This is a genomic window from Idiomarina sp. PL1-037 (assembly GCF_034422975.1).
In the GTDB taxonomy this organism is placed as follows: domain Bacteria; phylum Pseudomonadota; class Gammaproteobacteria; order Enterobacterales; family Alteromonadaceae; genus Idiomarina.
This window is the reverse complement of sequence record NZ_CP139873.1, coordinates 2,400,535-2,413,284: the sequence shown is the minus strand read 5'-3', so window position 1 is coordinate 2,413,284 and position 12,750 is coordinate 2,400,535. Positions and strand designations below refer to the sequence as shown.

At 46.9% G+C, this 12,750-nt stretch carries 11 protein-coding genes and 1 tRNA gene; 10 read left to right on the top strand and 2 right to left on the bottom strand.

The window, feature by feature from the left end; all coding sequences use genetic code 11:
- The first annotated feature begins 14 nt into the window (after positions 1 to 14).
- The 3 genes from U0358_RS11350 to tgt all read left to right on the top strand — a co-directional run bounded on the left by U0358_RS11350 (position 15) and on the right by tgt (position 3,581).
- Positions 15 to 1,286, top strand: coding sequence for an inorganic phosphate transporter (locus U0358_RS11350; protein WP_322406349.1), 1,272 nt, complete (start codon positions 15 to 17; stop codon positions 1,284 to 1,286).
- A 92-nt stretch (positions 1,287 to 1,378) separates the two neighbouring features.
- Entirely contained in the window at positions 1,379 to 2,434 is a 1,056-nt protein-coding gene (gene queA / locus U0358_RS11345; RefSeq protein WP_317497454.1) for a tRNA preQ1(34) S-adenosylmethionine ribosyltransferase-isomerase QueA, read from the top strand.
- Between the two features lie 31 nt (positions 2,435 to 2,465).
- Complete coding sequence (tgt, locus tag U0358_RS11340) at positions 2,466 to 3,581, top strand: tRNA guanosine(34) transglycosylase Tgt (RefSeq protein ID WP_317497529.1); 1,116 nt, start codon at positions 2,466 to 2,468, stop codon at positions 3,579 to 3,581.
- On the opposite strand, the gene U0358_RS11335 is transcribed toward tgt, so the two are convergent.
- Positions 3,557 to 4,885: a serine/threonine protein kinase gene (locus U0358_RS11335; protein ID WP_322407480.1), complete on the bottom strand. Its 1,329-nt coding sequence runs from the start codon at positions 4,883 to 4,885 to the stop codon at positions 3,557 to 3,559. The two genes, tgt and U0358_RS11335, sit on opposite strands and share 25 nt — an antisense overlap.
- Positions 4,886 to 5,095: 210 nt before the next feature.
- Here U0358_RS11335 and U0358_RS11330 point away from each other — a divergent pair, with 210 nt between their 5' ends.
- The 7 genes from U0358_RS11330 to U0358_RS11300 all read left to right on the top strand — a co-directional run bounded on the left by U0358_RS11330 (position 5,096) and on the right by U0358_RS11300 (position 12,304).
- On the top strand, positions 5,096 to 5,854 hold the full coding sequence (locus tag U0358_RS11330; protein WP_322406347.1) for a PilZ domain-containing protein: 759 nt from the start codon (positions 5,096 to 5,098) through the stop codon (positions 5,852 to 5,854).
- 56 nt (positions 5,855 to 5,910) lie between these two features.
- Positions 5,911 to 6,126, top strand: coding sequence for a 30S ribosomal protein S21 (gene rpsU, locus U0358_RS11325; RefSeq protein WP_011235429.1), 216 nt, complete (start codon positions 5,911 to 5,913; stop codon positions 6,124 to 6,126).
- Between the two features lie 139 nt (positions 6,127 to 6,265).
- A complete protein-coding gene (gene dnaG / locus U0358_RS11320) occupies positions 6,266 to 8,011 on the top strand; it encodes a DNA primase (RefSeq protein WP_322406346.1) in 1,746 nt (581 codons plus the stop codon).
- A gap of 102 nt (positions 8,012 to 8,113) precedes the next feature.
- Positions 8,114 to 9,943 carry an RNA polymerase sigma factor RpoD gene (rpoD, locus tag U0358_RS11315; protein ID WP_317497451.1) on the top strand — a complete coding sequence of 610 codons (1,830 nt, stop codon included), beginning with the start codon at positions 8,114 to 8,116 and terminating at the stop codon, positions 9,941 to 9,943.
- Between the two features lie 25 nt (positions 9,944 to 9,968).
- Positions 9,969 to 10,745 (top strand): amidohydrolase family protein, encoded by a 777-nt coding sequence (locus U0358_RS11310; RefSeq protein ID WP_011235426.1) that lies wholly within the window; start codon positions 9,969 to 9,971, stop codon positions 10,743 to 10,745.
- Between the two features lie 18 nt (positions 10,746 to 10,763).
- A complete protein-coding gene (locus U0358_RS11305; protein WP_317497449.1) occupies positions 10,764 to 12,182 on the top strand; it encodes a sensor histidine kinase in 1,419 nt (472 codons plus the stop codon).
- A gap of 46 nt (positions 12,183 to 12,228) precedes the next feature.
- Positions 12,229 to 12,304 (top strand) — tRNA-Ile (locus tag U0358_RS11300).
- Between the two features lie 183 nt (positions 12,305 to 12,487).
- On the opposite strand, the gene U0358_RS11295 is transcribed toward U0358_RS11300, so the two are convergent.
- A complete protein-coding gene (locus U0358_RS11295; protein WP_322406345.1) occupies positions 12,488 to 12,712 on the bottom strand; it encodes a hypothetical protein in 225 nt (74 codons plus the stop codon).
- Positions 12,713 to 12,750: the final 38 nt, after the last annotated feature.

Sequence of the window (12,750 nt, the reverse complement as noted above, 5' to 3'; positions counted from 1 at the left end):
GCGGAGTCTGATTTATGGATATAATTTCTAGCTATAGCCTCCTGCTTATTGGGATGGCTGCGGTTTTTGGTTTCTTTATGGCCTGGGGTATTGGTGCGAATGACGTTGCCAATGCTATGGGAACATCGGTTGGTTCTAAAGCACTGACAATAAAACAGGCAATTGTTATTGCCATGATTTTTGAGTTCGCTGGTGCTTATCTTGCTGGTGGCGAAGTGACGTCAACCATTCGAAAAGGCATTATCGATTCCGGTTATTTCGTTAATCAACCCGAGCTGCTAGTGTTCGGTATGATCTCAGCGTTATTGGCTGCCGGGTTCTGGCTCTTAATTGCTTCTTACTTGGGTTGGCCTGTATCAACCACTCACTCAATTATTGGTGCTATCGTTGGTTTCTCAGCCGTTGGCGTCAGTATGGAGTCGGTTCAGTGGATGAAAGTTGGAGGTGTCGTTGGAAGCTGGGTTGTCACTCCGGCTATATCCGGGTTTATTGCTTACCTCATATTTATGAGCGCACAAAAGCTTATTTTTGACCGCTCTAATCCTTTAGCAATGGCCAAGCGCTATGTTCCGTATTATATGGGGTTAGCGGGCTTTGTGTTGTCGCTGGTCACCATCAAGAAAGGTCTTAAGCACGTTGGGCTGGACCTTGGCAGCCTTGAGGGTTATCTGTGGGCTCTTGGTATTGCCGCACTGGTCTTTGCTATTGGTAAAGTAGCAATTGGACGTCTTAAGTTTAATCCGTCAGATGACAAAGACATGCACTACACCAACGTGGAAAAAGTCTTTGCGGTATTAATGGTGGTAACCGCCTGTGCTATGGCCTTTGCTCACGGTTCAAACGACGTAGCTAACGCTATTGGTCCGTTGGCTGCTGTTGTCAGTGTGGTTACCAGCGGCGGTGATATTGGCAGTGAGGCGCAGTTAGCCTGGTGGGTACTGCCTCTAGGTGCGGTTGGTATTGTTGCCGGCCTGGCTATGCTGGGCAAACGCGTCATTGCGACCATTGGTAACGGCATTACGCACTTAACCCCAAGCCGTGGTTTTGCTGCCGAACTTGCTGCTGCGTCAACCGTGGTTCTTGCTTCGGGTACCGGTTTACCAATTTCTACAACACAAACTCTGGTCGGTGCTGTGTTAGGTGTCGGTATGGCGCGTGGTATCGCTGCCCTGAATCTGGGTGTGGTTCGCAATATCGTTATTTCCTGGGTAGTTACACTGCCTGCAGGTGCCATTATGTCCATTGCCTTCTTCTACATTTTAAAAGCAATTTTCGGCGTCGCATAAACTTGCGATAAACAGGCAGCCTGCAACAGTGACAGGCTGCCTACTTTCCAGTAAAATCCGCGCTTCACTAGACTCGCAAATGCAGCACGGATATGTCAGATACCAATCATTCTTCTTTAAAAGTCAGTGACTTTTCATTTGAGCTCCCCGATGAGCTTATTGCCCGCTATCCGCAAGAACAACGCAGTGCCAGTAGGCTGATCTCGGTAAAAGCCAGTGAAAACAGCATTGAGCATAAACACTTTAAAAATATTGTGGATGAGATAAACGCCGGTGACTTGTTGGTGTTTAATGACACCCGGGTTATCCCTGCGCGTTTGCTGGGTGAAAAAGTGTCCGGTGGTAAAGTCGAGGTTTTGGTCGAGCGATTACTGGATGACCATCGGGTGCTTGCGCATGTCCGGGCTAACCGCGCACCCAAAGCGGGTGCTGAATTGCTGCTGGAAGGCCATGTAAAAATAACAATGCTGGCGCGTCACGATGCACTGTTTGAACTGAAGTTTGAACACGATGAAACCGTGCTGGAATTACTTGAGCAATACGGGCATATGCCATTGCCGCCTTACATTGACCGTCCGGATGAAAACTCTGACAAAGAGCGCTACCAAACCGTTTATAACCGCGAGCCGGGTGCCGTTGCGGCCCCAACCGCCGGTTTGCATTTTGACGACGAAATACTGCAACAATTACGTGAGAAAGGCGTAAATTTCGCCTATGTTACCCTGCACGTAGGCGCAGGAACCTTCCAGCCAGTGCGCGTGGACGATATTAACGACCACGTTATGCACAGTGAATACGCGAAAGTCAGTGCCGAAACCTGTCATGCCATTAAGCAGACCCAAGCTTCAGGTGGCCGGGTTATTGCTGTAGGGACAACCTCGGTTCGTTCGCTGGAATCGGCCGCTCAGGCATCAACTAATGAAAGCATAGAACCGTTTTTTGATGACACCGATATTTTTATTTATCCGGGTTATGAATTTAAAGTGGTCGATAGCATGATAACCAACTTTCACCTGCCCGAGTCCACACTCATTATGCTGGTTTCGGCATTTGTTGGTCGTGATTTAATTATGAAAGCTTATAATGAAGCCATTAAAGAGCGTTATAGATTCTTTAGTTACGGCGATGCCATGCTGTTACAGCGCTAAACTTAATACACTGAAGTGAATACTTATGACAATGAAATTTGAATTAGACAAAACCAGTGGTCGCGCGCGTCGTGGGCGCATGGTATTTGAACGTGGAACCGTAGAAACACCAGCGTTCATGCCGGTAGGTACTCTGGGTACCATAAAAGGTATGACACCAGAAGAGGTAAAAGACACTGGCGCACAAATCTGCCTGGGCAATACCTTTCACCTAATGCTGCGCCCGGGTACGCAAATTATTCAGCAGCACGGTGACTTGCATGACTTTATGAACTGGGACAAACCTATTCTGACTGACTCAGGCGGTTTTCAGGTGTTCAGTTTGGGTGAGCTTCGCAAAATTACCGAAGAGGGCGTGACTTTCCGTTCGCCCATTAACGGCGAGAAAATACTGCTGACCCCGGAAAAATCTATGCAGGTTCAACGCGAACTGGGCTCAGACATAGTCATGATATTTGACGAGTGCACGCCGTTTCCTGCCACGCAGGCTGAAGCGCGCAGTTCCATGGAATTATCGTTGCGCTGGGCTGAACGCTCTAAACAAGAGCACGGTGAGAGCAAAGCGGCGTTGTTCGGTATTATTCAGGGCGGCATGTACGAAGAGCTGCGCGATATTTCTCTGAAAGGTCTGACCGATATCGGGTTCGACGGTTACGCTATTGGTGGTTTATCAGTAGGTGAGCCGAAAGAAGATATGATGCGCATTTTAGAGCACACCGCACCGCAAATGCCCGAGCAGAAGCCTCGTTATTTAATGGGGGTAGGCAAGCCGGAAGACTTAGTTGAAGCCGTACGCCGCGGTATTGATATGTTCGACTGCGTTATGCCAACCCGTAATGCACGTAATGGTCACTTATTTATTAGCACCGGCGTAGTAAAAATCCGTAATGCAGTGCACCGTACGGACACATCTCCGCTGGATGAAAACTGTGACTGCTACACCTGTAAAAACTATTCGCGGGCGTATTTGCATCATTTGGATCGTACTAACGAGATGCTGGGGTCACGCCTGAACACCATTCACAACCTGCGCTTTTATCAAAAAGTAATGAGTGACATGCGTGACGCACTGGATGCCGGCACTTTCGATGACTACGTCAAAGAGTTTTACCGTTTAAGAGATCAGTCTGTCCCGGCACTGGACTGAGAATTATCGAGTTCATCATGTAATTGCTGGTAGCGGTCGACGCCCGGTTGGTGCTTGATCGCTGCCTTCGCCGAACTCAGCGCCGAAGCTTTCCAACGTTCAACTAAATGAGGCTGTTCGCTATTAAGTTCAGCAAGACCTAAGTACATTTCTGCCCGCAAATAATGGGCTGCCGCTTTTTCCTCATACGCATCTGGGTTACCCAGTTCATTAATCGCATTAAGCAGCATAGTCGTGAGCTGTGAGCGGGTAAAAATGTCGCCTGAATTCAGCACAAAACGAGCGCGTTCCGAATGGTATTTCAACACCCCCGGGCTACTTTCTACAGCATCGTCAAAGTGGGTAAGTGCTAATTCGGCCTGCTCAGCCGCCTGTTGAAGCTGACCGCCGTTGGCAAGGTGTTGAGAGTAATGAGCAAAGACAAGCGCATGCGCGTATTGGTTTTGTTCAATCGAGTAACCATCCAGCAAATGCCGGTTTGTCTGTGCTCGTAAAAAAATGAACAAGACAAAAATAATAACCAAAATGGCAGCACCACCAGCCCCCAGCCAGAAGAAACGTTTTCTTAACTGATAGTTACGGAGCCAGCTACCCAACTCTTGCTGAAACTCGCAGCAATGCTGAAATCCTTCGTTTGGCTCAGCCGAGAGCGCTTTTTTTAAGATACGACTGAGTTCCGCAGGAAGCCGGTTGGGGGGTGTTATTGAGTGCTGAAAAAATTGCTCAGGTTTCATGTTGGCCAGTAGTGATAAAAGCAACGCGCCCAGTTGGTATATGTCTCGCTTAATTGTTGTGGGCGAACTTGGCGCAGCAATACTCAAATCAACTAAAACCGCGGCATTATCAGACTCGTCTTCGGTATTCTCTGTTGAGCGGATCATTATGTTCTGGGCAGTAATGTCGTTGTGTGCATAACCGGCCTTGTGCATACGACAAACCCCGTCAGTCAAAGATTTAACCACTTTGGTGGCGTCATAGACAGACAGACAGCTGCGTTGCTCACTTAAAGGTTTACCTTCAATGTGCTCAAGCACCATAAACAATGAAGAGGAAGAAACTTCCGGTTCGCCAACATCAAACACGCGGCAAAGAGCGGGGTGGTCAACGCTGGACAAAAGGCGCGCTTCATTTACCAGCCTGTGGCGGCTAACAATAGAGGGCGACCGGGCAAACTTAATCGCAACCGTGCGTTTTAAACGCTGGTCGTAGGCTTTATAAACTAGTCCACTGCCACCTTGCCCCAGTAACTTTATCGACTGGTAACGCGCTGGTATTGGATAGGGAAAATTGTTGTCCGGATGCACTTCAGCCAAACTCGTATCCTTACTACTTAAGCTCAAATCCAGTCTAACGATGACAAACATCAAACAACAGGTTTTGAGGAAGAGCTTACAGTGTACGCATTAAGTGACGTCAATTGACATCAAATAAAAATAATCAGTCTGTGGCTTAAAAAAACTTAGATATAGGCTATGATGAGTCTCATAAAAATAACAAAGCAGGGGTTAACACTGATGCGGGAGAACAGCGATGTTTTGGCAAACAGTGGATTCAGGCAGTCCGTCGAAGTTCAGATTAAAGATAGCCAGGGCTATAAACGTTTAAATATGACACTGGTGGGTCAACAGCATCCCGATTACCTTATTCTGGAGCTTTCCAGGCAGTATTGCTGGCAAGATATCTTGCCAATGCTGGCTACAGAAAAGAATGTTGCAATAAAAACAGTCTCTCCAAAAGGTGAGCAGGTAACGGGCGTGGTCGATATTCTCCATATTACCCAATACCCGCAAAAACTTTTGTTTGTCAGTTACCCCAGAAATGCCAGTGTGGAAATTCTGCGTTCGTCGCCAAGGGTTGGGGTAAACTGCGATGCAAGGCTCCAGCTGCAACTAAAAGAGAGACTTGGAGAGCCTCTTACCGGAAAAATTGTGGATATTTCCAATAAAGGTATCGCATTTAATTATTTTGGTACTTCGCCAGTTGATATAGAGGACAACAGAGGCCTAAAAGCTGAAGTCAGAGTAAAAACAGACGACGAAGTCATTTTGCTTCAGCAACTGGTAACCCGGAGCATTAAGTCGGTTGGCCCGCAGTTATGGCAGCTCGGTTTGTCTTACAAAGAAAAACCAAATAATTTACAGGATTTAGTCAGTAAGCTTTTCCTGCACTCTACGCCAGTCCGCGAACTGCTTAGCGATGATGACCCTGGATGGGATGGTTCGGATAACACTTTACAAGGCGAATCTGAGTCGGTACAATTCAGCACCAATTGAACCCGTAGTGGTTAATTTTTAACCGAAACAGATAATTTACCCGAGGTGATTTTTTAATGCCAGTCGTTAAAGTGAAAGAAAACGAGCCGTTTGACGTAGCTTTGCGTCGCTTTAAGCGCTCTTGTGAAAAAGCAGGTGTTCTCTCTGAAGTCCGTCGTCGCGAGCACTATGAAAAGCCGACTTCAGAGCGTAAGCGCAAGAAAGCGGCTGCGGTAAAGCGTCACGCGAAAAAACTGTCTCGTGATAACGCTCGTCGTACTCGTCTTTACTAAGACTGTACTTACGACAATTTGAGTGTTCACTTTTCCGTAAAGTGCTGAAAGCCGTGACTATATCGTCGCGGCTTTCGTGTTTCTGCTACTTTTTGTTTTCACAACTTTCTTGTTTTCGCAACTTCGGTATTGAAACAATATGGCAGGCCTGATCCCCAAAAGCTTTATCCATGATTTGCTCGAACGAGCAGACATTGTTGAAATAGTTGATAGCCGCGTACCGCTGAAAAAGGCCGGTAGAAACCATCAGGCCTGTTGCCCTTTCCATAATGAAAAAACGCCGTCGTTTACTGTTAGTCAGGACAAGCAGTTTTATCATTGCTTTGGCTGTGGTGTGCACGGTAACGCTATTGATTTTTTAATGGAATTTGACGGCTTAAATTTTCCCGATGCGGTGGAAGAGCTGGCCGGCATTATGGGCGTTGAGGTTCCGCGGGAACAGCCTGAAAACCCTCAGTTAGCACAAAAAAAACAGCAACAGGTGCAGGACGACTCCGAGCTTATGAGTAAAACAGCTCGTTTTTTCCAGCATCAGTTAAAGCACCATGAAAACTCAAATCGAGTTATAGACTACTTAAAAGGGCGGGGTTTAAGCGGCGAAACGGTAAAGCGTTTTCAAATTGGTTATGCGCCCGACGCGTGGGACAGCCTGCTAAGTACGTTTGGCAACTCGGCTCAGCATCGCCAGCAGTTACTGGAATTAAAGCTTATTAACCGCAACGAGAAAGGGCGGCATTACGACTTTTTTCGTGACCGGGTCATGTTTCCTATTCATGACCGGCGCGGCCGGGTGGTGGGCTTTGGTGGTCGCATTATTGATGGCGACGGACCCAAATACTTAAACTCTCCGGAGACTCGCCTGTTTCATAAAGGCAGTGAGTTATACGGTTACTGGCATATGCAGCAGGCCATAAGGAAACCAGAACAGGTTTGTATTGTCGAAGGGTATATGGACGTGGTGGCTTTGTCCGAAGCGGGCATTCATTACGCCGTTGCTTCTTTGGGGACGGCCACGACCAGTGAACAATTACAGCGTTTATTCCGTACTAGTAGTAGAATTGTGTGTTGTTACGACGGTGACCGCGCAGGCCGCGACGCCGCCTGGCGTGCATTAGAAAATGCCTTGCCACTGTTGCGCGACGGCCTGGATATGGCGTTTCTGTTCTTGCCGGAAGGCGAAGACCCTGATTCAGTTGTGCGCGAGCACGGTGCCGAAGCCTTTGAGCGTGAATTAAAAAAGGCGACACCATTCACTGAATATTTCTTCGAGCACTTGCAGGCCGACATTGATGTTAGTAGCGACGCCGGGCGTTCTCAATTACTGAATATTGCTAAACCCTTAATTGAGAAAGTGGCAAGTGAATATTATCGCGACACTTTAATGCAGCGGTTAGCAGAAAAGCTTCGCCGAGAAACGTCGCAACTGGAACGTCAGTTTGAAAAGCCGCAACGTCAGTCGCGACCAAAAGAAAGCGTAAAAATGACGCCATTACGCAAAGCCATTGCTTTGTTACTGCAATACCCGCAATTGGCGCAGTCGGTTCCGGTTCGTGAAGAACTAAGAGAACTTCGGGTTAGCGGCATTGATTTACTAATTTCTTTGCACAAGCAGTGTGCAGAACGTCAAATGACTACGGCGCAAGTGTTGGAAGGCTGGCGCGATACTGAATATTATCAGCCTTTGCAGAAACTCGCGTTATGGCAACATCAGCTTGACGAAGACAACGTTGAGCAAGAATTTAACGATATATTTATTTATCTAATTGACCAATATTTTGAGCAGCGTGCGAACGCACTTTTAAAGAAAGAACAGGAAAGCGCATTAACACGAGTTGAGCGTCAGGAATATCAGACGTTGGTTCAGTATTTGAGTAAGGCAAGATAGTACATCTGGGTACGCCTTACGCTAGCTTCAAAATCAGTATTCTGATATACTATTCGGTCATTTTGGATACTCTACATTCACAGTCACAGGTGGAACGTCTGTATGCAGCAGAATCGGCAATCGCAACTTAAGGTCCTTATTGCGAAAGGCAAAGAACAAGGGTTTTTGACATTTGCTGAGGTCAATGACCATTTACCGCAGGAAATTGTTGATTCCGATCAGGTTGAAGACATTATTCGCATGATCAACGACATGGGTATACGCGTGTTTGAAAGCGCTCCCGATGCCGATGATCTGATGATGGCAGAAAGTGCTGCAGATGAAGACGCTGCCGAAGAAGCCGCGCAAGCATTAGCTTCTGTTGATGGCGAAATCGGCCGTACAACTGACCCAGTGCGCATGTACATGCGTGAAATGGGTACCGTTGAGCTACTGACTCGTGAAGGCGAAATTGACATTGCCAAGCGTATTGAAGAAGGCATTAACCAGGTTCAGTGCTCTGTTGCTGAATACCCGGAAGCCATTAACTTCTTGCTTGAGCAGTGGGACTCCTACGAAGCCGAAGAACTGCGCTTAACCGACATTATTTCCGGATTCATCGACCCAGACGAAGTAGACGAAGCGCCTGTAGCAGCTACTAATATTGGTTCTGAACTTCCTAATGAAGAGCTGGAAAAAGAAGAAAACGATGATGACGAAGACGAGGAAGAAGCGGATACCGGTATCGATCCGGAATTCGCACGCAGCAAATTCAATGCACTTCGTGAACAGTATGAAGCAACACGTCAGGCCATTGCTAAGCATGGTCGTGATGGTGCCGATGCTCGTGTTGAAATCGATAAGTTAAGCGACTTATTCAAACAGTTCCGTTTGGTTCCTAAGCAATTTGACCGTCTGGTTAAAGACATGCGTGCCATGATGCAGCGTGTCCGCGTTCAGGAACGTATTATCATGAAGATAAGCGTTGAACAGGGCGGAATGCCTAAACGCAACTTCATGAAAGCTTTTGCTAGCCATGAAAACAACTTGGCTTGGGTTGATAAAGAGATTGACTCTGGTGCTGGCTATTCCGACACATTGAAAGAAGTACGCGGCGAAATTGAACGCTGCGTTAATAAGCTGGTTGACGTAGAACGCGAAACCGGCTTAACCATTGCTAAAGTGAAAGAAATTAACCGGCGTATGTCCATTGGCGAAGCCAAAGCGCGTCGTGCAAAAAAAGAAATGGTTGAAGCTAACCTGCGTTTGGTTATCTCCATTGCGAAAAAGTACACCAACCGTGGTTTGCAGTTCCTGGACTTAATTCAGGAAGGTAACATTGGCTTGATGAAAGCCGTGGATAAATTCGAATACCGCCGTGGTTATAAGTTCTCAACTTATGCAACCTGGTGGATCCGTCAGGCAATTACCCGTTCAATTGCGGACCAGGCACGTACTATCCGTATCCCGGTTCACATGATTGAAACCATCAATAAGCTGAACCGTATTTCTCGCCAAATGCTGCAGGAAATGGGGCGCGAGCCACTGCCGGAAGAACTGGCAGAGCGCATGATGATGCCTGAAGATAAAATCCGCAAAGTACTGAAAATAGCGAAAGAACCCATTTCAATGGAAACTCCAATTGGTGACGACGAAGATTCTCACCTGGGTGATTTTATTGAGGACGGCACTCTGGATCTGCCAATCGACTCGGCAACCTCGGAGAGCTTGCGTAACTCGGTTCGCGATGTACTTGGTGGTTTAACAGCACGTGAAGCGAAAGTATTGCGTATGCGCTTTGGTATTGATATGAATACCGACCATACTTTAGAAGAAGTGGGTAAGCAGTTTGATGTGACTCGTGAACGAATTCGTCAAATTGAAGCCAAAGCATTAAGAAAACTTCGCCATCCAAGCCGCTCAGAGCAGCTTAAATCGTTCTTGGATGAGTAAGATACTATCTGACAAAGGAGGCAGCATGGGTAACAACCGTGACAATTGGCCGAAACGTATAATTGACTCGCATTTGCACATTTATGATGACGAGTTTCCGCTAATTGAAAACCAAGGTCATATCCCTGAGCCTTTTTACATTGATGACTATCGTAACCTGGTACGTGGCATGCCTATTGAAGGTGGAGTCATTGTGTCAGGTTCGTTCCAGGGTTTTGAACAGCGCTACCTGAAAGCTGCGCTGGAAAACCTGGGCAACAATTTTGTGGGTGTTACCCAGTTGCCGGGAACCGTTAGCGATGAGAAAATTCAGCAATTGAAAGAGCACGGCATTCGCGGTGTGCGCGTTAACTTAAAGCGCGGTGTGCATCGTGATATTGAAGGTATTGTTGATTTTGGTAAGCGCATTTGGGACTTAGCCGGATGGCACCTGGAAATCTATGTTGACAGCCGCGAGCTGGACGACATGGTTCCTACTCTGCTTAAACTGCCGAAACTCAGTGTAGACCACTTAGGTATGGCGAAGTCGGGCTTGTCCCAGGTTCGTCGTTTAGCCGAAGGTGGTGTAAAAATTAAAGCCAGCGGGTTTGGTCGTACGGAAGTGAATATTGAAGAGGCCATTAAAACTCTGAATGAAACGAACCCAGACGCGTTGATGTTTGGTACCGATTTACCGGGCACACGCAGTAATCGTTCATTTGAGCCTTCAGACATCACCAATATTGTGAATGCTCTGGATAGCGAAGAGGCAGTTGATAAAGTCTTTTATCAAAACGCCCGCAGCTTTTATAATTTACCTTAAAAATAGAGAGTGAGGTAAGTGCAGTCTCTCTCATCTCACACTAAACATAACCGCTGGTTAGCTATTGCCATAATTGCAGTAGCTGTCGGCGGTTTGTTAGTTGCGTTCTGGTTTTCTGCAGGCGAAACCCTGCAGCGCAATCAAAACGCCATGAGCAGCTCTTGCCAGAAGGTGCAGTTAGCGGTAAACAGCCTTTTCCCTGCTTCTGAATCATCGCAACAACAAGTGAGTAACCCCGACTTGATGCATCAGGCACTCAGTGACGCTATAGCCGACACTCAGGGTGTTAAAGGTGGCTTCTGGCACACAGCACAAGGCTTTATGGGCTTTGCATTCCCTACCAGCAATAACAACAGCTCGGAAATTGGCATTAGTAATGACGATGTTCCTATTGTTCGTTCTGCAGTGCAGCGCTCGTTAGAGCAGCAACGCGAGGTGGTTTCTGTACAGTCGAATGACCGTGTGGCAACAGTGGTCGCCGCTTGCCCAGAGACAAACCATTACAACCTGGGTATTTGGCTAAAAAAAGACGTGCAGCTGGTACCGGCAGACTTCTCTATTATTGTCAGCGTACTGTTTGTGCTGCTGGCTATTATTGGCGGCATACTGGTGGTGTGCGAGTCGGTATTTAACCGCAATTGGCACTCTGAGCGTGACCGCATGGTGGCGCAAGCTGAAGACAACTCTCAGGCCGTTACCGTTACCACGGAAATACCAGAAATTCAGCCATTGTTGTTGTTGTTATACCAGGCGCGTCAAAAAATTCAGGCCAAAGAACGTGAGCTTAGCCACCAGATGAACAAAGTCATTATGGCTAACCAAAAAACGTTGGTAGGGCGCATAGCGCGCTCAATGACAGCGCTTGCATTAGCTGACCTGGAAGACATGCAGCGCAAGCTCTCAAAAATGAGCGAAGACGACATTAAGCGTAAGCTTTCGCAGCTAACTGAATTGTTTAGTTCATTTGGGGAAGTCACCTCAGAAATGGGCAGTGGGAAAGCCGTTTCAATTGACGTAGGAGATTTTCTACAGAGCTTATCTGACTACCATGAAGGCCATGGTAACGAGAAAGACATAACTCTAACCGCCATAGCGGAGGATGGGTTAAAACTAGAGGCTGATCCGTTACTTGTTCGCTTTGCAATGGACTATTTAATACGCCATATCATGAGTTTTGTGCCGGTAAATTCCGAAATTATGCTGCAGGCAAACGCAGAAGAAAACTTTATAAAAATTGCTGTTAGCGACGAAAGTTCGGGTATAGAAGAGAAAAACAAGCATTTGCTCTTCCACGCCGACGAATTGGCACCAACTCAGTATGGCATAGGGCTTAAAGTAGTGCGGGATACGCTTCACAGCCAGGGCGGCGACATAAATTATGAAAAACTTGAAAAAACATCGCGATTTAACGTGCTGATACCCATGACAAAAGGGTAAAAAGTTCGTATAATTTGCGCCGCTTTCAAGCATTCCAACCAGAAATGGCCCCTTAGCTCAGTGGTTAGAGCACCCGACTCATAATCGGTTGGTCCGCAGTTCAAATCTGCGAGGGGCCACCATATTTTTCAAAGACTTAGCGATTATTTAAGTCGTGAAAAGTAAGGTGTCATTTCAAAAAGCGGTAGTTAGAGCGGTAGTTAGCTTTAACGAGCGATCAGCTCCGTTATTTACGATCAAAAATTATTTAAGAGCCGTAATAGCAAAAAGCCACCCCGGCGGATGGCTTTTCGTAAGTTTTATTATCAAGCTAATTTCCTCTTAGGACGATGTTCTGCCAGAGTAGGATGGCGATACACAGGAAATCTTAAATAATTGTTTATCGTATCGACATGCCAAAACTCTCCTTCAGTCATAGCGGCTTTCACTCCCTGAGGAAAAGCCTTTGCTGCTATCCACTTGCGAATGACACGTTCTTCACGGTTAAACAAGCAGCAAAGGTCGTCAATTGTTAAGAATGCTTTATACATAGCTACCTCCTATTTGCAGTTAGCGTAACCTTTTCGGT